The sequence below is a fragment of the Brevundimonas subvibrioides ATCC 15264 genome, assembly GCF_000144605.1.
GTDB classification, from domain to species: Bacteria; Pseudomonadota; Alphaproteobacteria; order Caulobacterales; family Caulobacteraceae; genus Brevundimonas; species Brevundimonas subvibrioides.
In genome coordinates this window covers 1,609,681-1,629,474 of sequence record NC_014375.1, presented here as the reverse complement: position 1 = coordinate 1,629,474, position 19,794 = coordinate 1,609,681, and the positions used below count along the sequence as shown (strand labels likewise).

At 66.9% G+C, this 19,794-nt stretch carries 19 protein-coding genes; 4 read left to right on the top strand and 15 right to left on the bottom strand.

The window, feature by feature from the left end; genetic code table 11:
- Positions 1-87 precede the first annotated feature (87 nt).
- Positions 88-543 carry a DUF411 domain-containing protein gene (locus tag BRESU_RS08190; RefSeq protein WP_013269071.1) on the top strand — a complete coding sequence of 152 codons (456 nt, stop codon included), beginning with the start codon at positions 88-90 and terminating at the stop codon, positions 541-543.
- Here BRESU_RS08190 and BRESU_RS08185 read toward each other — a convergent pair.
- The 9 genes from BRESU_RS08185 to BRESU_RS08140 form a co-directional block, all read right to left on the bottom strand.
- Positions 508-1,668, bottom strand: a complete 1,161-nt coding sequence (locus BRESU_RS08185; RefSeq protein ID WP_013269070.1) for an acyltransferase family protein — start codon at positions 1,666-1,668, stop codon at positions 508-510. The genes BRESU_RS08190 and BRESU_RS08185 overlap by 36 nt on opposite strands.
- Positions 1,669-2,088 (bottom strand): hypothetical protein, encoded by a 420-nt coding sequence (locus BRESU_RS08180; RefSeq protein ID WP_156796131.1) that lies wholly within the window; start codon positions 2,086-2,088, stop codon positions 1,669-1,671. It lies immediately after the preceding gene.
- Between the two features lie 3 nt (positions 2,089-2,091).
- On the bottom strand, positions 2,092-2,535 hold the full coding sequence (gene copM, locus BRESU_RS08175; protein ID WP_013269068.1) for a CopM family metallochaperone: 444 nt from the start codon (positions 2,533-2,535) through the stop codon (positions 2,092-2,094).
- A complete protein-coding gene (locus BRESU_RS08170) occupies positions 2,532-4,619 on the bottom strand; it encodes a heavy metal translocating P-type ATPase (protein WP_013269067.1) in 2,088 nt (695 codons plus the stop codon). Before BRESU_RS08170 ends, copM begins: the two co-directional genes overlap by 4 nt.
- An 11-nt stretch (positions 4,620-4,630) precedes the next feature.
- Entirely contained in the window at positions 4,631-5,215 is a 585-nt protein-coding gene (locus BRESU_RS08165) for a cation efflux transmembrane domain-containing protein (RefSeq protein ID WP_013269066.1), read from the bottom strand.
- Complete coding sequence (locus BRESU_RS08160) at positions 5,212-8,433, bottom strand: efflux RND transporter permease subunit (RefSeq protein ID WP_013269065.1); 3,222 nt, start codon at positions 8,431-8,433, stop codon at positions 5,212-5,214. Before BRESU_RS08160 ends, BRESU_RS08165 begins: the two co-directional genes overlap by 4 nt.
- 11 nt (positions 8,434-8,444) lie before the next feature.
- Positions 8,445-9,650 (bottom strand): efflux RND transporter periplasmic adaptor subunit, encoded by a 1,206-nt coding sequence (locus BRESU_RS08155; protein ID WP_013269064.1) that lies wholly within the window; start codon positions 9,648-9,650, stop codon positions 8,445-8,447.
- Complete coding sequence (locus BRESU_RS08150; protein WP_245528619.1) at positions 9,650-10,837, bottom strand: TolC family protein; 1,188 nt, start codon at positions 10,835-10,837, stop codon at positions 9,650-9,652. The genes BRESU_RS08155 and BRESU_RS08150 overlap by 1 nt, the downstream gene beginning before the upstream one ends.
- A 652-nt stretch (positions 10,838-11,489) precedes the next feature.
- Positions 11,490-12,146 (bottom strand): cation efflux transmembrane domain-containing protein, encoded by a 657-nt coding sequence (locus BRESU_RS08140; RefSeq protein ID WP_013269062.1) that lies wholly within the window; start codon positions 12,144-12,146, stop codon positions 11,490-11,492.
- A 54-nt stretch (positions 12,147-12,200) separates the two neighbouring features.
- Here BRESU_RS08140 and BRESU_RS08135 point away from each other — a divergent pair, with 54 nt between their 5' ends.
- Positions 12,201-12,680, top strand: a complete 480-nt coding sequence (locus tag BRESU_RS08135) for a MerR family transcriptional regulator (RefSeq protein WP_013269061.1) — start codon at positions 12,201-12,203, stop codon at positions 12,678-12,680.
- 421 nt (positions 12,681-13,101) lie between these two features.
- Here BRESU_RS08135 and BRESU_RS08130 read toward each other — a convergent pair whose 3' ends face one another.
- The 3 genes from BRESU_RS08130 to BRESU_RS08120 form a co-directional block, all read right to left on the bottom strand.
- Positions 13,102-13,500, bottom strand: coding sequence for a nuclear transport factor 2 family protein (locus BRESU_RS08130; RefSeq protein ID WP_013269060.1), 399 nt, complete (start codon positions 13,498-13,500; stop codon positions 13,102-13,104).
- A gap of 79 nt (positions 13,501-13,579) precedes the next feature.
- Entirely contained in the window at positions 13,580-14,425 is an 846-nt protein-coding gene (locus BRESU_RS08125) for a ParB/RepB/Spo0J family partition protein (RefSeq protein WP_013269059.1), read from the bottom strand.
- A gap of 236 nt (positions 14,426-14,661) precedes the next feature.
- Positions 14,662-15,108, bottom strand: coding sequence for a hypothetical protein (locus BRESU_RS08120; RefSeq protein ID WP_013269058.1), 447 nt, complete (start codon positions 15,106-15,108; stop codon positions 14,662-14,664).
- Between the two features lie 107 nt (positions 15,109-15,215).
- Between BRESU_RS08120 and BRESU_RS08115 the strand changes: the two genes are divergently transcribed.
- Complete coding sequence (locus BRESU_RS08115) at positions 15,216-16,418, top strand: DUF3800 domain-containing protein (protein ID WP_013269057.1); 1,203 nt, start codon at positions 15,216-15,218, stop codon at positions 16,416-16,418.
- Positions 16,419-16,503: 85 nt separating this feature from the next.
- Positions 16,504-16,788, top strand: a complete 285-nt coding sequence (locus BRESU_RS08110) for a helix-turn-helix transcriptional regulator (protein WP_013269056.1) — start codon at positions 16,504-16,506, stop codon at positions 16,786-16,788.
- 259 nt (positions 16,789-17,047) lie between these two features.
- On the opposite strand, the gene BRESU_RS08105 is transcribed toward BRESU_RS08110, so the two are convergent.
- The 3 genes from BRESU_RS08105 to BRESU_RS08095 all read right to left on the bottom strand — a co-directional run bounded on the left by BRESU_RS08105 (position 17,048) and on the right by BRESU_RS08095 (position 19,611).
- The gene (locus BRESU_RS08105; protein WP_013269055.1) at positions 17,048-17,587 is read right to left on the bottom strand and encodes a hypothetical protein; all 540 of its coding nucleotides are present in this window, start codon (positions 17,585-17,587) and stop codon (positions 17,048-17,050) included.
- A gap of 3 nt (positions 17,588-17,590) precedes the next feature.
- Positions 17,591-18,097 carry a helix-turn-helix domain-containing protein gene (locus BRESU_RS08100; RefSeq protein WP_013269054.1) on the bottom strand — a complete coding sequence of 169 codons (507 nt, stop codon included), beginning with the start codon at positions 18,095-18,097 and terminating at the stop codon, positions 17,591-17,593.
- A gap of 260 nt (positions 18,098-18,357) precedes the next feature.
- Positions 18,358-19,611 carry a tyrosine-type recombinase/integrase gene (locus BRESU_RS08095; protein ID WP_013269053.1) on the bottom strand — a complete coding sequence of 418 codons (1,254 nt, stop codon included), beginning with the start codon at positions 19,609-19,611 and terminating at the stop codon, positions 18,358-18,360.
- Positions 19,612-19,794 lie beyond the last annotated feature (183 nt).

Sequence of the window (19,794 nt, the reverse complement as noted above, 5' to 3'; positions counted from 1 at the left end):
CCGCCCCCCTGTGACACCAAGTCGGTTCGCGGCGCGCCGGTCGCCGGTCTACAGTGACAGTCTCGCCGCCATCCGGGACCGCCGCCGATGAACCGCCTTTCTCGTCGCCTTCTCATCCTCGGCCTGCCTCTGGCCGCCCTCGCGGGCCCGGCCCTCGCCACGCCGCCCAAGCGCATGATCGCGTACAAGACGCCCTGGTGCGGCTGCTGCGGCGGCTGGATCGCGCACATGCGCCAGGCGGGCTGGACCGTAGAGGTCGTCGAGCGCGAGGACCTGGCACCGATCCGGGCCCAGCATGGCGTTCCGGACCGGCTGGCCTCCTGCCACACCGCGGTGGTCGGCGCCTACGCCATCGAGGGCCATGTCCCGGCCGGCGACGTCGATCGATTGCTGGCGAAGCGCCCGGCCGCCCGGGCTCTGAGCGCGCCCGGCATGCCGGCGGGGTCGCCGGGCATGGAGGCCGCCGGACGGGAGCCCTATACGACCGTCCTGATCCTCAACGACGGTTCAACCAGCGTGTTCGGTCGGCACAACGGCGCCTGACGCCTGGGGCGTCGTCGCCGGATCTGGCGCCGTCCCGTTGACGCGAGGCGGATTGAGCCAAGTCTGGACCGGACGGTCGAAGCCGTAGCGGAACACAGCGGCGGCCACGAAGGCGCCGACCAAGCCGACGGCCCACAGGGCCCAACGAACGCCGGACGACCAGGACTCCTGTCCCAGGGCGTCGAGCAGGCCGAACCAGACGATGCGGCTCACCTCATTGGTGAGGAACATCGAGAACGACATCAGGGCCAGATGCTCGATCAGCCGTGAAGGACTGCGCACCGGCACGGCGCCGGCGGCCCAGATGATCACGGTCATCAGGCCCAGCGACAGCAGGCTGAAGGCGCCGAAGGCCTGGAACAGTACGAGCGCGACGGCGGCGGCGACGCCGATCGCTCCGGCCAGGCGCGGCCCGACATAGACCCGCGAGCCGTAGAAGGCCGCCGCGACCCCGAGCAGGAACAGCGGCAGAGCGCGCAGGATGCCGTAGCGCATCGGCAGGCGGTAGATCGGATCGCCGAGCCAGAGCGAAGCGGCGACGTCAGCGGCGAGGACTAGGACCGTCGCGCCGATCACCACGACAAGCGGGGGCCAGCGCCACAGGGCGCGGCTGATCCAGGGCAACAGGAGATAACACCCGATCAGGGCCGAGAGGGTCCAGGTCGGGGCGTTCCACCCCTGCCCGCCCGGCACGCCATAGGCCTGGACCAGCAGCACCTGCGCGGACAGCTGCGACCAGTCGAACCAGCGCGGATTGCTGGGCGCGATCCCCGCCAGGGCGGCGCCGCCGACGAGAGCGATGAGGATGAGGCTGACGACCAGGTGGGCCGGGACGACCCGCAACAACCGCTGGCGCGAATAGGAGCGCAGCGAGGCCTGCCCGGCGGCGAACCGGTCGCCGTAGATGCGGGCCAGGACATAGCCGGAGTCGATGATGAAGAAGTCGGTGAGCAGATAGCCGCGCTCGAACACCGGATGCAGCTGTGGCAGCGGGACCGGTGAGGCCTCGCGGAAATGGTAGAGGATGATCAGCGCCCCGACGATAAAACGCAGCGCGTCCAGCCAGCCGCCGCGCGCGATCCGGACGGGGCGAGGCGACGGCTCGGTCAGGGCGGCTTTGGGCATTCAGTCAGTCTTCCGTGGCGCATACCCGGCGACGGCGCTGTGGTGCTCATGTGGATGCAGGACGATCTGGTCTCGCGAAAGATAAAGGCCGGTCGTTCCCAAAACCCAAACGACGATCAAGCCACCGACGATCATCAGTCCCGCCCGATCGCGGGGGCCGAACACGAACGAGCAGGCGATCACGCCGCCCAGAATGGCGCCGTAACCAAAATGCAGCGGCACCTTGTGGGCGCCGAGCAGCAGAAGCGCCATGCAGAAGACCAGGCCGCCCGCGAACAGGCTGACCCCGATGGCGATGAGCGTATCGAGCACGGGCCTTGGCCTGAGCGGGCGTGTCTGGAGCCGCCGCCCTCGTTGGCGATAGCGGCCTTCGCGCCAACGAATGCTTCGGCCGCGCACGGTGAAGCGCTTGCCGGCCATCCGTCAGGGCCTTGCGCCGGGCGCGGGCGTGTCCTCATGGCGCGCAAGGAGGATTCTCATCCGGACAATCTCGGATTCCTGGGCCGCGATAATCTCAACGGCCAGATTGCGAACGTCGCGGGCTTCGCCATGCTCGACGGCGACCTTGGCCATCGCGAGCGCACCCTCGTGATGGGCGATCATTCCGCGCAGGAAGTCGATGTCGGCGTCGCCGGTGTAGTTGATGCTCATGGCCTGATGCATCTGCGCGCTGGCCTCGCGATAGGCGCGGGTCGACGGGCTGTCTTCGGGCGCGCCAGCGTGACTTGCTTCGGTGTCGCTCGGGCGGGCATCCACCGCCGACGGCGCCGCAGCGACGTCACGGGTTTGCCGCGAGATCATGCCGAAGGCGAAGGCCGAAAGGGCGAGAAAGACGGCGATGACGGAGATCCATCCGAAACGCTTCATGACGATGTCCTCGAGAGACCCCGCGCGACCACGGGGGCGGCTGGGATTGCGGTTGGAAGGGTGGGCGCGGTTCGGTCGCGGTAGGCGAGCAGCCGAAGGGCGTTGAACACCACCAGCAGGGTCGAGCCTTCGTGGAGCGCCACGGCGGGACCGATGCCAAGACCGAGGATGGTCGCGGGCACCAGGAAGGCGACGACGCCGAGGCTGACATAGAGGTTCTGGAGGATGATCCGGCGGGTCTGCCGGCTCAGGCCGACCGTGAACGGCAACTGCGACAGGTCGTCGGACATAAGGGCGACATCCGCGGTCTCGAGGGCGACATCGGACCCGGCCGCGCCCATGGCGATGCCGACCGTGGCCGTTGCCATGGCTGGGGCGTCGTTCACGCCGTCGCCCACCATGGCGATCTTGCCGTCCGCGCGGAGTTTCTTGATGGCGTCGACCTTGTCCTCCGGCATGAGATCGCCCCACGCCTCGGTCAGCCCGACCTGCTCCGCGATGGCCTGGGCGGCCTTCTGGTGATCTCCCGAGATCATGATCATGCGCTGGACGCCGAGGGCCCGGAGCGCCGCGAGCGCGGCCCCGGCCGCAGCGCGCGGCGTGTCGAGCAGGCCGATGACACCGAGGTCTCGCGTCCCGCGCCGCACCACCATCAGGGTCCGCCCCTGGTCGCGCAGTTGCGCGGCGACGGCCGTCGTTTCGTCGTCGAGACCCGCCACGCCGTCGGCCCCGAACATCTCGGGCTTGCCGATCCAGATCGTCTCGCCGCCGAGTTGGGCCGTCACCCCCTTGCCGGTCAGGCTCTTGAGCTCGGTTGCGGCCACGAGCGCGGTATCGCCCAGCCGTTCGGAGCCGTCGCGGGCGATCGCGTCCGCGAGCGGATGGTCGCTGAGCCGCTCGACGGCGACCGCGATTGCGAGGAGGTCGGCTTCCGTCGTCCCGCGCACCGGCATGACATCGGTGATCCGGGGCCGACCCTCGGTCAGGGTCCCGGTCTTGTCGAAGGCGATGGCGTTGAGCGAGCCGAGATTCTCCAACGGCGCGCCGCCCTTGATCAGAACGCCCGCGCGCGCCGCACGGGCGACGCCCGACAGGACCGCGCTCGGGGTGGCGATGGCGAGCGCGCAAGGGCTGGCGGCGACCAAGACGGCCATGGCGCGATAGAAGCTGTCGCGGAACGGCTCATCGACCACCACCCAGGCGAACAACAACACGAAGGCCAAGCCCAGGACGACAGGCACGAAGATGCGCTCGAACCTGTCCGTGAAGCGCTGGGTCGGCGACTTCTGGGTCTCGGCCTCGCTCACCATCCGGACCACCTTGGCCAAGGTGGTGTCGCTCGATTTGCGGGTGGTCTCGATCTCGATCGCACCGGCGCCGTTGATGGTGCCCGCGAAGACGAGGGACGCAGATCCGACCTGGGCCGGCCGCTCGCGGGCCGCAGCGGCGTCCGGGACCGGCTGCTTGTCCACCGGCATGCTCTCGCCGGTCACCGGGGCCTGATTGATGCTTGTCGTTCCCACCACGACGAAGCCGTCGGCCGGAAGGCGCTCGTTCGGACGCACCACCACGGTGTCGCCGACCACCAGTTCTTCGACCGGCAGTTCGACGACCTGCCCGTCACGCCGCACATGGGCGATCCGGGGCGCCAGATCCGCCAGGGCCTCGATCGCCCGTTTTGCCCGCCCCATGGCGTAGTGCTCAAGGGCATGACCGATGCTGAACAGAAACAGCAAAAGCGCACCTTCGGCCCAGGCGCCGAGCGCCGCCGCGCCCGCGGCGGCGACGAGCATCAGGGTGTCGATCTCGAAGCGCTTCTGACGAAGGTTTGCGACCGCCTCCCCCACAGTGAAGAGCCCTCCGAACCCATAGGCGACCACATAGAGCGCGATGGGCAACCAGGCCGGCAGATTAGGAACGAGTTTCTCCAAGCCGAAGCCTACGGCCAGCGCCGCCCCCGACGCGAGGGCGAAGATCAGTTCGGTATTGGCTCCAAGGATGCCGCCTTCACCGTGGGCATGGCCATCGCCGGTCGCATGATCGTGAGCTTCCGCCGTATCGCCAGATTTGGTTGCGGAGGTCATTCATCGTTCTCCTATACTTTGGTGCGCGCGGCATCTCGCAAGATGTCCACGCCGCCCTTCACCGCGATGGCCGCGACGAGCACACCGACCACGAGGTCCGGCCAAGCCTGGTCGAGCCACAGTACGAGCCCCCCCGCGACGAGGATTCCTCCGTTGGAGGCGAAATCGTTAAAGCTGAAAGTCTCGGCCGCCTTCATGTTGACGTCGCCGCTGTCCTGGCGGCGGATCAACTGCAGGCAGATGAGGTTGATGATCGCCGCGACGATCGCGAGCCCCATCATGGTTGGGCCGATCGGTTCGGTTCCGACCAGGAATCGACGACCGGCGTCCAGAAGGACGCCGGCGCCGAAGATGAGGAGCATCACGCCCGAAAAACGCGCCGCGCCCCGCTTCCACGAGCCGGCTCGGCCGATCGCGAGGAAGCTGATCAGGTAGACCGCAGCGTCCGAAGCGTTGTCGACCGCATTGGCCAGCAGGGCGCTGGAATCGGCGGACCAGCCGCCGATTCCGAGCGCAACCGCCAGGCCCGCATTGAGCGCAAGAACCGTCAGCAGGGTGCGCCCCTGCTGACGGTCATTCTGATTGCGAGCAATCAATCCTCGACCCCCTCATCCTTGCGGTGCCGCACCGCCTTGGCCGCGAAGGTCGGAAGCACCAGCAGGGTCAGGGCGGTCGCGGTCAGCAGCCCGCCGATGACGACGGTCGCCAGAGGCTTCTGAACCTCGGCGCCCGCGCCATGGGCGATCGCCATCGGGATGAAGCCGACGATGGCGACGAAGGCTGTCGTCAACACCGCCCGCAGCCGGCTCGAAGCGCCTTCGATCGCTGCGTCACGCGGCGCAAGACCCGCCTGCAATCGCTCGCGAATGGCCTGCATCAGGACGAGCCCGTTCAAGGTCGCCACCCCTGAAACGGCGATGAAGCCGACTGCTGCAGACACCGAGAACGGCATCCCTCGCAGGAGCAGCGCCAGGGCGCCGCCGATCAGGGCCAGCGGCACGCAGGCGAAGACAAGACCAGCCTCCGAGAACGACCCCAGAGCCATGAACAACAACACGCCGATCAGTACGAAGACGATCGGGATCACCAGCCCCAGACGCTGCTGGGCGCGCTCGAGGTTTTCGAACTGACCGCCCCAGGTCAGGCGGACGCCCGGCGGAAGCGCGATCTGTTCGACCCGTTGCTGGGCGTCGGTGACGAAACCGCCCAGATCCCGGCCGCGGACGTTAGCCTGAACCACCATCCGGCGGCTGCCGTCATTGCGGCTGATCTGGTTCGGCCCTTCGGCGCTCTGAATGCGCGCGACCGAAGACAGGGGCACGGTCACGCCCGTCGAAGAGACGATTGGCAGGGCGGCAAGCGCCGCCGGATCGTTCCTGGCGTCGTCGGGGAGGCGGACGACGACATCGAAGCGACGATCGCCCTCGAAGATCCGACCGGCCTCCGCGCCGCCGATGGCGGCCGAGACCGCCTCGGAGACGTCGGCTGCGGACAGGCCGTAGCTGGCCGCCGCAAATCGGTCGACGCTGACCGTCAGGGTCGGCAAGCCGGACGCCTGTTCGACGCGAACGTCGGCGGAGCCGGTGGTCTGGCGCAGCGCGCCGGCCACCTGATCCGCGACCCGCTGCATGGTGTCGAAGTCATCGCCGTAGACCATGACCGCGAGGTCCGTCCGCACGCCTGAGATCAGCTCGTTGAAGCGGAGCTCGATGGGCTGGCTGAACTCGAAGTTATTGCCGATCTGTTGATTGGCAAGCTCTTCGAACCGCTCGAGCAGGGCCTCCTTCTCGAGACCGGAATCAGGCCAGTCCTTGCGGTCTTTCAGAACGATGACACTGTCCGAAATGTTGGGCGGCATCGGGTCGACGGCCGCCTCGGCGGTGCCGGTCCTGGAGAACATGGTCTCGACTTCCGGCTGGGCGGTGATGACCCGTTCCAACGCCATCTGCATGGCGAGGGACTGTTCCAGCGACGCCGAGGGAACTCGCAGCGCCTGCATGGCGATGTCGCCCTCGTCCAGAGTGGGGATGAACTCCCGTCCCAGGGATGAGAAGGCCAGACCACCGACAACAACCGCGCCGAGTGCCGAGATCAGGACGATCTTAGGACGATCGACGGCGGCGCGGATGGCCGGCTGGATCCAACGCCGCGCGTGGCGGAGCAGGAAGGTCTCATGTTCGTGGGCTTGGCCGTGTTCGTCGGTCTCGACCTTCTTGGGTTCCCGCACCAGCAGGGCCGTCATCGCCGGAACGAAGGTGAAGGAGAAGATGAAGGCGCCGACGAGCGCGAGCATGACCGTCGCGCCCATGGGGACGAACGTCTTGCCCTCGACGCCCTCGAGCATCAGCAAGGGGGTGAAGACGAGCAGGATGATCAGCTGACCGAAGGCGGCCGGCTTGACCATCTTGCGGGCTGCGGCCACGGCGACATCAAGGCGTTCCCGACGGGTCAGGGCCCGTCCCAGATCAATCCGCCGCTGCGACAGCATCAGCAAGGTGCTCTCGACAACGATGACCGCCCCGTCGACCAGAAGGCCGAAGTCCAGCGCGCCCAAGCTCATCAGGTTTCCACTGATGCCGAACCGGTTCATGCCGATGACCGCGAACAGGAAGCTGATCGGGATCATCAGCGCTGTGATGCTGGCCGCACGAATGTTGCCGAGCAGCAGGAACAGCACGACGATGACCAGAAGCGCGCCCTCGATGAGGTTGCGCGCCACCGTCGAAATCGTCGAGTTGACCAGGGCGCTACGGTCGAGAACCGTTACCGCCTCGATCCCTGCGGGCAGGGTCTTGCGAACTTCCTCAAGGCGCTCCCCGGCCGCTTGGGCCACGGTGCGGCTGTTGCCGCCCGCGATCATCAGCGCCGTACCGAGCACGGCCTCGTGGCCGTCACGGCTGGCGCCGCCCAGACGCGGGGCCTGGCCGATTTCGACTGTTGCAACGTCAGCCACGCGAACGATCAGGCCGTTCCGGTTGACGACCGGCGCCTGAGCCAGGTCCTCCACGGTTGAGGCCAGGGCGTCGGTGCGGACCGTCAGCGCTTCGCCAGCGCGCTGGATGTAGCCCGCGCCGGCCTGGGTGTTGGCGCGGTCGAGAGCCTGGATCAGGTCACCCATGCCCAAGCCGTAGGCGGAGAGGCGCGCGACGTCGGGACGGACCGCGTACTCCTTCACATAGCCGCCGACGGTGTCGACGCCGGCGAGACCGGGAGCGGTCCGCATCTGCGGCGCGACAATCCAGTCCTGCACGGTGCGCAGATAGGTGGCGCGCTGCTGCGGGGTCGAAAGCAGATCGCCTTCCGGCGTCAGATAGGCTCCGCCCGCCTGCCAGCCCGTCTCGCCAGGCTTGGCGAGGTTCTGACTGTTGAACGGCTTGTAGTCGACCGTCCACATCAGCACTTCACCGAGACCCGTCGTGATTGGGGCCATGGTCGGCTCCACCCCTTCGGGCATGGCCTCCCGGGCGCCGGCAAGGCGTTCAGCCACCTGCTGACGGGCGAAATAGATGTCCGTCTGGTCGGTGAAGATGACCGTGACCTGGCTGAAGCCGTTTCGGCTCAGGGATCGGGTCGTCGTCAGGCCGGGAATGCCGGCCATGGCGGTCTCGATCGGATAGGTGACCTGCCGTTCGATCTGTTCGGGCGCGAGCGCCGGAGCGACCGTGGTCACCTGGACCTGGCGATTGGTGATGTCCGGCACGGCGTCGATGGGAAGCCGTGTCAGTTCGAGGAGTCCGTAGGCCGCGACGAGCGCCGTGGCGAGGACCACGAACCATCGGAATTTAACCGAGAGCTCGATGATAAACTTGAACATCTGGTGCGCCCCTAGTGACCGTGCTCGGCCTCGCCCTTGGCGAGCTCGGCTTTGAGGAGGAAGGCGTTCGTGCCGGCGACCCGTTCAGCCCCAGTGAGGCCGCGCAGGATTTCGGTCCGCCCCCCGGCCTGACGGCCGGCGAGCACAGGACGGGCCTGGAAGCCGTTCGGGACTTGGACGAAGACGACGGTGTTGCCGTCAACGGTCTGGACCGCCTCGGTTGGAACGGTGAGACCGCCCGTGGTTTCGCCCGTCACGATCGCACCCGTGACGGCTGAACCGGCCGGCGGGAGGACCGAGCCCGTCGGTCGGGCCCGGATGACCGTGGCGCCGCTCTCGCCGCCCGCGCCTGCGGCCACGCCGGTGACGATGGCGTCGAAGTCGCCGCTCGGGCTGCTGACCCGCAGAGGCGCCCCGGCCCGGACATTGGCAGACAACGCAGGCGGCGCGTTGAAGACCAGCTCAACCCTGGCCGGGTTGGTGACCTCGGCGACAACGCCACCCTGGGCGACGAAGCCGCCCGGTCCGACCTGAACGCTGGTCACGACCCCGGCGATGGGGCTGGTGACGCTGAGGCGGCCTGAAGCGTTGGGCGAGCCCGCTGCGCTGGACCGCGCGCGAGCCGCCCGGGCGCCAGCTTCGGCGCTGAGCAGTTGCGCGCGGGACGCCTCGACTTCCTGTCGCGCGACGACGCCCTGATCCGCCAGATTGCGGTTGCGTTGATAGGCCTGGCGCGCCGCCTCCGTCTCGGCGGCCGCGGCGTCCGCGTCCGCGCGGAAGGTCGCCGCTTCGCCACTGACGACGCTCACCAGAGGCTGGCCGATCCGGACCGTCTGACCCGGTGCCACGAGAACTCGCTCAACGCGCCCACCGACGGACGCAGCAACAGCGGCGCGCGCGTCGACCATGGGCTCGACCCGCCCGGAGAGCCGGGTTTCCGCTCCCCCTCCCCTACCGACGCCGACCACGATCAAGCTGGCGGCCTGGGCCTGGGCCGCGCTTAGCGCGACGAAGCCTTCCGGCGCTTCGGCCTCGCCTTCGTGGCCGGCCTCGCCCTCGGCATGGGTCCCTTCTTCTTCAGCGTGACTCGTCCCACCCTCGGCAGCGGCTGGAGCGTCCGGGCCGCGCGTGAGCAGGAAGAGCCCACCTCCGCCGAGAAGAACGACGGCGGCGGCGCCGCCGATGAGCAACGTCTTGTTGGATGTGCGCTTGCGCATCATTGGGCTCCTTGGAATGGGGCGCGGCCGTCCTGGCGCGCGAGTTCAATCTCGGCCTGGACGCGTGCAAGGCGTGCATCGACGGCCGAAGTTCGAGCTGAGATCAGGGCGGTGCGGGTGACCCGCAGTTCGAGCTGGGAGATCCTCCCGGCTTCGGTTCCAATCCGCGACAGACGGTAGGCTTCCTCTGCGGACGCCACCCCCGCATCGGCGGCGGAGACCCGGCTGACGGAGGCGGCAAGCCGCGCCCGCGCTGCGGCCCGATCGGCCTGGGCTTCCTGACGGGCGCCGAGAAGCCGCGCATCCGCAGCCCGGAAGTCGGCCTGCGCCGCGTCTATGTTCCCGCGGTTGCGGTCGAACAGGGGCAGCGGCATGCTGACGCCGAAAGTCAGCGCCGTCGCGTCCTCCATCTCGTAGCGACGGACACCGACGCTGGCGTTGATATCCGGGCGCGAGCGGATCCGCTCCACGTCGATCCGGCGTTCGGCGGCCGCGCGTTGAGCCTCGGCGACGCGAACGGTCGGCGCATCCTCCGGGGCCGCGAAGGTGGAGGCAGGCGCGAGGTCCAGCAGGCTGGCATCGATGGCCGTCACCGGAGCCGCCAGCATGGCGACAGCGGTCAGTCGCGCGAAGGCCGCGTCGCGCTCCGCGACAGCCTCATCGCGCGAGGCGCGCGCCGCAGCCGCTTCGCTTTCACCCTGGATGCCACGCAGCAATGGCTCACGGCCTTCCTCGACAAGAACCAAGGCGGCCCTCGCATCGGCGATGGTCAGGGTCAGGCTTTCCTCGGCCAGGACGGCCCGCCTTTGAGCGGCTTCCGCGTCGGCATAGACCTGAGCGAGCCGTCCGGCGGCGTCGATGACGGCGAGATCCCGTTGCAGCGCCGCGGTTCCGGCTTCCGCGCGGGCGACATTCACCCGCGCGGTTCGGCGTCCCCAGAGCTCAAGGTCCTGACTGATCGACAAGGTGGTTTCGGCGTTGGCGTAGCCGGAGAAGGGCCCCGTGCCGAACGCGTTCTCGGCGTCGAGGGCGATCGTCGGATTAGGCCTGACACGGGCCTGGCGGACACGCGCTTCGGCGGCGTCCGACAGGGCGCCGGCTTCAAGGGTGGCTGGGGTTTGATCGAGCTGGGCGAGCAGCTCGGCGAACGACGGAGCGGGGTCAGCCCAAGCGGGACTGGCCAGCACGGCAGCAAATGCGGCCAGCGCGCAGCCGACCGCGAAACGCGGCGGCCTGCGATGTGAGGGAGGCATGATTCATCTTCCAGAAATTTGACACGAGATCGCGCGCACGGCGGCGCAGAGGTCGAGTCAGACTCTGGGCGGGCGCTTCAGGCCGTCGGGCGAGATCGACGACGGAAAATCACTCGAGGGGAAGGCGTGAACCGGCCTTGCGTGGATTTGCATCGCGATGTCGTCGGCGACATCCGCACGGGCGGTTCCGTTGTGGTGGCAATGACCGTGGGTGCAGATGCCGTGCCCACCGCCTAGGTCGGCCTGGTCGCTATCGCCTGCATCCTGAGCGACCATGGCGTGAGCCGAGGTCGTCTCTGGGGCGCAGGTCGCGGCGTCAGCGATAGGGGCGACGAAAAACACGGCGGCGACCAAGGTCACAGCCAGAATCAGTCTCGCCCATGTCGCCATTGACCAAGTCATCGCGCGCTGAATACTTTTATTCGAGCGGAGGAGCAATCTGTTACACAGTCCGCTTGCTGCGACGGTTTCACCGCTCCGCGAGCAGACCTCGCCCCGCGAGCGAACGACGCACGGCGGACAGCGGGTCGCGCCTCTCCCGCAAAGCGCTCCAAGCCGGTCCGTCTTACCTTCTGAACGCGCCGGGTCATGCCCGAGCCGATCGGCTCTCCTGCCGCGCCTGCAGCAGGATGGACAGGGCGGAATGCAGGAAGACGGCTCCGAGCAGCGCGCCGGCCAGCAAATCGGGCCAGCGCGAACCCGTCAGCCAGACAAGACCGCCGGCGGCGGCCACGCCGAGACTGTGAACGAGATCGTTGCGGGTGCAAAGCCAGACGGAGCGGACATTCGCGTCGCCTTCGCGATAGCGCACCAGCAGCAGGGCGGCCACGAGGTTTGCGGCGAAGCCAAACAGGCCGAGGCCGGTGATGACGGATCCCTCGGGCGGCTGTCCGGAAACGGCTCGCCAGACGGCGTAGCCGAATACGGAGACAGCCATGAGGACCAGGCTCAGGCTCTTGAACATCGCCGCCCCTGACCGCACCCGGACGGACCGGCCGATCACCCACAGGCTTATGGCGTAGGTCGCGCTGTCGGCCAGAAAGTCCATCGCGTTGGCGGCAAGGGCTGCAGAGCCCTGAACGACGCTGCCGGCGACGATCGCGGCGAAGCCGACCAGGTTGATGGCGATGACGGCGACCAGAATGCGCCGATAAGCCGGGGAGGCCCCGTCGAACTTGACGACCTGACCGCAACAGCCGGAGGGGGCCGTCGAGCAGGAAACCGGGGTATCGCGTGCGCTCATGCCCGCCTTCTGCACCCTCTAGCCACTAGAGGGTCAAGCGCCTATCCTGCCGTCATGCCCACCGTCTCATCGCCCGCCCGTTCCATCGGCCGTTTGTCCGCGGCGACTGGCGTGAAAGTCCCGACCATCCGCTTCTACGAACAGATCGGCTTGCTTCCGCGCGCCGCGCGCAACGAGAGCGACTACAGGGTCTATGACGAGCCCGCCTTTCGTCGCCTGTCCTTCATTCGTCATGCCCGCCAGCTCGGGTTCGAGATCGACGACATTCGAGCGCTGCTCGATCTCGCGGACGAACCGGAACGGCCCTGCGGGGACGCCAACCGGATCGCGGAACGCCAGCTCGCGGCCGTCGACGCCAAGATAGCGGGTCTGCAGGCCCTTCGCACCGAGCTTTCGCGAATGCAGGTCGCCTGCGCCGGCGGACGCGTTTCGGACTGCCGTGTGATCGAGGCGCTCAGCGGGGCTGGCGACCTGCAGCTCGGCGCGGTCACCTCGCCTTCTCCAACGGTATTGTCTCAGGGGAACGTCGGGTGAGTTTCGCCGCCGGCAAGAGCGAACCTTGGGCGCTGGGCGCCATGCGTTTCGCCGCCATGGCGCAAGGCGCCTCACTGCCAGTCTGAGCCAGCATAGGTTTGGGCCGGATGTTCCGCAAACCTCCCGACTGCTGAGTCCCCTTACTTCGTCGGCGAACAGCTCGGGAAACTGGAGCGTGAAGGCGCACGCTCCAAATAAACCCTCGCGCCTTCTTCCGCTGACGGGCTCCGGCCAACCTTAGTCCCACGATCGAGCGCCAAGCATCAGGGTTTGGCTTGGCTCAAACTCCAGCTAGGATGCCAGTCGGCGGGCCTCGACCGGATAGCCTTTGATCTTGAGCCAGGGGACGTTCTGCGTCGGCGGCGATCACGGGTGAAGACGTCGAGCTTCACACAGAAGTTCCCGGCCCGCCCCCTCCCCTTCACCAACGATCAGCACTGAGTCGCCGCCACCGGTCCTTCTCAGACAGCGGCACCTCCGCCAAATCCGCATGGTCGCGCCAGCGCGTAATGACGCCCTGCTCGACCTCAAAGACGCTGATGGCGCGCACGTCCAGCAATCCTCCGCGGCGTGCCGCCAGGAGGTAGGCGCTCTCCGCGATCACGAGATCATCTTCGGCGACGCATTTAAGGATGTGCAGTTCGAAGAGCGAATAGGTTTGAAAGAGCCGGCGCCAGAACCCGAGCAGCGCCGTTCTGCCGATAAGGTCGCCCGCGATGTCGAACCGTGCCGCGACATGCTCGGCAAGATAGGTTTCAAGCCGCCGTACGTCGCGAAATGCGATCTCCTTGGCGAAAGCTTGGACAACAGATCCGGGCATCGACGATATGATCACAGTTCAGATGAGCGATCATGATCCGATTCTTGATCAAAAATCGCGCGCTGCGTGTGGCGACCTATTAATCCGGTTCAATCACGCCGGCCCGCACTGCGACTGCGACCGCCTCGATTCTTGTCCGGACCCGGAGTTTCGAACAGACTTTTTCCAAATCGCGCAGCACCGGACCGCCCGCCGCCTCGTAGTTCTCGACGCCGACAAACCGGACGCGCCGGTCGCCGACGCTCACCTTGGCCTCGGTCATGGCGCGCCGGATGGCGTAGGCCGGGGTATGGGGGCCGACCTGCTCCAGCACCTGCCGCTGCCGGTCCTGATCCTCGCTGACGCAGAAGGCGGTCAGCTGATCCAGAGCCAGCGTCCCGGCCCGATAGGCCGCCATCAACTCCGGGACCGCTGACCCAAGCCGAAGGCGCTGGCGCACGACATGGGCCGACACCCCGAACCGGGCGCCGATCTCCTCGGGGCCGTAGCCCTTCTCAACGGCGAGCCGCTGGAAGGCCTCGAACTGGTCGGCGGGATGCATGGCCTCGCGGGTCATGTTCTCATCGAGGCTGATCTCGTGGGCGTCGTTCTCGGCGTCCACGATGACCCGAACCGGATGGGTCCGCTTGATCGTCTTGCGCTTGGCCAGCAGCCGAAGTCCCTGACGACGCCCCTCGCCGATCGTCACTAGGTAGTTTCCCGTAGGCGCGCCCTCATCGTTCCGCTCGATCTCGACCACGGGCGGCTGCAACACCCCCTTGGCCTTAATGGAGGCCGCGAAGGCCTCGATGGTCGCCGGGCTATGCGGGGTCTTCCTCGCATTCTTCGGCGAGGCCTTGAGCCGGTTCAGCGGCACGATGAGTTCCGCGCCGTGTTGCGGCGCGGTCGCTTCGGTCGCGATGGTTTCGATGGATTGAGCCGTCATGTCTGCCTCCTTTGGGCATGGGTTGCAGGCACGCGAACTGCGCGCCTGAAACCCTGCCCGTCGGCGAGACCGGGGTAGCAAGGGCCAGGGCGGACCGGCCGGAGGGGGATCGCCCGACCTGCACAAGCCTGACCTTGATGATGATCATGAAGACGATCGCCGGCGCGGAAGGTCGGGGAGACCGGCCGGTCCGGCGGCGCAGCCGCTTCACCCTGGCGCGCGCGAGGGCGGAGCCCTTAGCTCTGGACGCCCGCCGGACCGTTGGTCCCGTCGGCAAGGTCGATCGTCAGTGCGAGCGTGTCGATCACCGCCCACGACACCCTGTTGCAGCGAGGAAGGAGCCTGAAGAAGGCGTCGCCTGTCCCGCGGTGAGGAATGAATCGCGGCGAAGCGATCGGCATCGGCGTCACGTCGATCAATTGTCCGCGCTCGTCTGCAACGACGGAATGGGCGACGATGTGGAGCTGGAACGCGTCCTGCGCCTCGATCAACCAGCCGTGGACCGGGATCGCGTCCGGCGTCTGCGCCGCCCAGCGCACAGCGTTGGCATGACAGTCGTTGGGGCGCGCCGCATCACCATCGCGAAACACGACCTGAAGCGGTTTCGGGCAAAGCGCTTCGGAGCGGCGCCCGTGGACCTCATCGAAATAGGCGACATCATCGGCGTCGAAGGTGATCGTCATGTCTCGTCCTCTCGCCGTCGACGGCCCGACGGGTCCGAAGGCATGACACGCTCTCGACTTCCGACCAAAGCAGAGCTTCACTCGGACATTGAGGCTCTCGCCTCCGCTTGCGGGCGGAAAGCGGCGGCGCGAACTTCGAGGACCACGCCCTGTCATCCCCCACCCTGATATCCTTCGATGAGTCCGGCTTCACCGGGCCCAATCTGCTCCGGGACGACCAGCCGGTCTTCGCCTATGCGGCGGTCGAACTGTCCATTGAGGACGCCAATCAGCTGATCGCGGAGATCCGCGACGGTCGCAAGCCGGTCATCCAGGCCGCCGAACTGAAGGCGTCCGGACTCAAGAAGCGGGGGGACTGGCCCGAGATCGCGGGCCTCGTGCTGGCCCGGATGGAGGGCCGTTACAGCTTCCTCGTCGCGGACAAGCGGCTGGCGTTCGCGGGCAAGGTGTTCGAGTACCTCATGGAGCCTGTGCTCGAGGACAACAGCCTGCTCTTTTACCGTCACGGGCTTCATCGGCTGGTCGCGGGAGCCGTCTATCGAAGCATCGCGACCGCCGGCGGACCGGCCGAGGACCTCGCCCTTCAGCTCGAGACGTTCATGCGCAGTTTCGATCCCGCAGACGCCCCCGCGGTCTTCGCCGCGACCGGAGAGGCGCCGGCGGATGCGCGGGTCCTGGGCGAAGTGTTGCGGTTCGCGCGGGGCTATGCCGAGCGGATCAAGGCGCGCACCGAGCACCTGAAGGACGACGCCGAGTACGCCAAATGGGTGCTGGACCTGACTTCGACCGCGCTGATGTCGCTCCTCGTCAACGGTTTCGGCCCCAAGCATCAGCAGCTCGAGGTGCTTTGCGACGACTCCAAACCGCTACAGGGCATCGCCTCGACCTTCGACGGCTTCATCGGTCGCGATGAGGAATTCCCTCTGCATGGCGGCAACCGCGTGGTCAGCGCCAGGCTCAATCTCGCGGGGCCGATCCGGTTCGGCCAGTCGCATGACAATCCGACGCTTCAAATCGCCGACCTGATCGCCGGCCTCGCCGCCCAGCTCTATGGCCGCAACACACCTGCTGAACTTCAGCCTCTCAAGGCCGACCTGGACCGCCATCTGCATGAGGATCACATCCTGCCGGAGACGGCGGGGGACTCGCAGATGACCGCGGTCGAGAAACAAGCCAATATGTTCGTCCTGCGTCACCTCGCGGGCCGCGCGGCGCTGGGAGCCGACCCCCTCAAGGGGATGGCCAAGGTCTACGTCCAGGCCTTCAAGCGAGCGGGCTCCGTCGGCCAGCGCTTGCGAAACCGGCGCTGAGGACACGTAAGCCTGCCACCGCAGGTCTGCGTGTTCACCCTCCAGCATCTTTCGGTTCGAATCGGCCGGAACAAGGAGATGCTCCATGGGACAGACCCATTCGCCCCTGCCGCGAACGATCAAGAAGCCGGAACTGCGCCAGATGGTGCCTCTCGCAGACAGCACCATCTGGGAAATGGAGCAGCGCGGGGAGTTCCCCAAACGCTTCCGGCTGACGCCGCGATGCGTGGTCTGGGATCTGTCGGAGGTGCAGGCCTGGCTGGAGAAACGCCGCCGCACCCCGGTCACGGCGGCCAAGGCCCCGGATGTGCGCCTGCGCCGAACACGCCCGGTCCACGACGGGCTGGGCGCGGCCCGGCCGCACCTGTGAGCCGGGTGCGCTTCAGAAATCAGCGAGTATGGTCATAGAATGCTTCATCCGGGGCCGGTTGTGACCCGGAGACCGGGACAGGGACGTCCAGGGCTGATCATTGATTTCTTCACCCCCGGGGCTTATATGTCCTCCCGAGGCCAGATCGGTTGAAACAGCCTCACCCGCCTCTTCGGAGGTCCACGCGTGAGCGAGATAGGGATTTCGGTCCCGGAAGCGGCTACCGAGTGACTTCTGATAGGGGCGCCTCCGGGCGCCCTTATCTTTTCCGGTGAAACTTCAGCTTCTCGCCCTTCAGCGTCTTGTCGACCAGCACGGCGAAGCGAACCTTGCTCATGTGGGCGATGGCGAGCGCCTGCGCCGGTTCAGGGCTGTAGGCGCTTTCCACGAAGAGCTTGAGATCGATGCCGGCGCCGGCGCCGCGCTTGACCCTGAAGAAGACCCTGTAGTCCCCTGCTCCGCCGTCGTTGCGCACACCGATCCGCAGGAAGTTCGCCTCCGGGGTCTGATAGACATGCGCGGTCGGCAGACCTTTCAGGATATGCGGCAGCGCTTGCGACAGCCCGTAGCGGATCGGACAGAAGACGCGCCGCCTCGGGCCGTCCCAGACCGCCACCGCGTTGTCGTCGTGCCGGGCGGCGTCGAAGGTTTCGCTGAAGCAGTGGTTGCTGAACCGGACATCGATCTTCACGCCGTTCGGACGCGACTGGGTCGCCATCTCGAGAACGAAGGGCTCGAGATGGTCGAACGCGAGCGTCTGCCCCGCGACCTCCAGCGGCGGAAAGTACGGCCCGGCCATGATCTACAGTCCGGACAGGTCCGGCGACCGCTTGCGCAGTCCCGGCCGAACGGCCGCGCGCTTGGTGGCGGCGGCCTTGTCGCGCGCGTCGATCATGTCCTTGGCGATCGGCTTCAGCTTCTCGACCAGGGGCTTGAGGTCATAGATGTTGCTGGCCTGCCCTCCGCTGGAATGGCGACGCACGATCCGACGAACGAGACCTTCGTCTTCGAGGCGTTTGATGGCGCGCTGGACGGTCTTGTCCGACACGCTGAGGCGTTCGGCCAGCCTGCGCTTCGAGGGGAACGGCATCTCCTCGTCCTCCCACCAGTGGTCGATCAGGTGCATCAGCACCGCGAGTTCGGTGGCGTTGATGTGCAGGCGAGCCTGGGCTCGGAGCAGGACCGAAGGGACGAAGGTGAAGCCCGGGTCGATCACGCCCTTGGTCCACCGCTTCTCCAGGACCTTGCGCGACGTCTCAGGCGTGGCGGCGGGACGGAGGGGGACGACCTTGTTGGTGGTTTCGCTCATGGTTGATCTCATTGATTGAGCCGATACAATGGACCTTCAAACCGTTGAACGGAATGGTTCGGGCCCGCCTCTCCCCTGGACATAGGCGCCCATACCCCCGGACGCCATCGTCCCTCCGCCCCGGTCGCCACCGTCCCCCGAATAAGCACGCCGCGCGTTTCAGGACGCCGTGTCGCATGAGGCTATTGGAGTACAACAACCCCCTGGTCGTCGGCGTCCACGGGTCCACCAATTTTCTGTTCGCATCCCTGGGATGCGTTTCAGAATTTCGGATCGAACCGCGGCGCGCTGACCTCTGGTGCGGCGAGCGCCGGGGTATAGGCGCGTCCCGCTTCCCACGCATCCACGGCGTTCGACCATTCCTGAGCCATGTGCCGACGCTGGGTCTCGAACTCCGCCTTGTTGTAGACGCCGCGCGAGGATCGCTCTTCGTGAGCCAGCCCCTTCTCGATCCAGTCCGAGTTGAAACCCATCTCATGCAGCAGGGTCGAGGCCGTCCGCCGCAAGTCGTGGACGGTGAAGGGTTCGAGCGGGAGATCACCCTTACCGGCCTTCTCAGCGATCGCACTGGTGACGCGGTTGAAGGTCGCCCGCGACATCGGCGCATCGGCGTCGTAGCGCGACGGCAGGATGTATTTCGAGTTGCCGGCGCAGGTCTTCAGGGCGACCAGGATGTCCAGCATTTGGGTGGAGAGGTAGACGTTGTGAGGGCGTGAGCGCTTCATGCGCGCTGCCGGTATCGACCAGACCGCATTGTCGAAATCCACCTCGGTCCATACCCCGTCCTGAAGTTCGCTCTTTCGAACCATGCTGAGCAGGATGAACTTCAGGCCGAGCCTGATGGTTGGCAGGGTCGCCACCTCACCCAGAAGCATCAGCATGATCCGGATTTCGGCGGGGGTGAGCGAGCGGTCGCGCGGTCGGAAGGTCGCGATGGACGCCGGGCCCACGTCATCTGCCGGGTTGTCGATCTTCTCGCCGTGGAGGATGGCCCAGCCGTAGATCTGCTTGACGATATCCCGGACGTGGATCGCCGTCGCGGGCGCCCCGCGGTCCACGATCGCCTTGCAGTGCGCCCGCAAGTCGTCAGGCGTGATCTCGCTCAGCAGGCGTTTCTTCCACTTCGGAAGGATGTCCCGATTGAAAATCGCCCGGCGCATGTCGCGGGTGCTGTCCGCCATCGGCGCGCGGTCCATCCAGCCCTGGGCGACCTGTGCGAAATCGTGAGCTTCCTTCAAGCGACGTTTGGCGCGCTGCTTTTCAACGGCGGGCGATACCCCGTCTGCGATCGCCTTCTTCACCTCGATCAGCCGCTCGCGGGCTTGGGCCAGCGTCAGCCCGGCCCGACCGTAACGCCCGAGCGTCATGGTCTCTCGACGGCCGTTGAACCGATAGTCGTAGCGGAATGAGATCGCGCCGCCCGTCGAGACATAGACGTACATACCGTCCCTGTCGGTACTCTTGTAAGCCCTTGCTTTCGGACGCAAATTCTTCAGTGCGGTGTCGGTTAGCACGGTATAATCGCCTCTGGCTGTCGGTCCTCGAATTCGGGCGCGCCAAGACAGCTTTTTATCATCCATTTCAGAGACTTGCTGGAAATGAATACCGTCAGGGCTTGGCCCGATGTCAGGACGGTATGAGCCCGAGTCCGCCAGATCAATGCAGCGGCGTACCGTCGGGCAGTCCGACAAAACGAA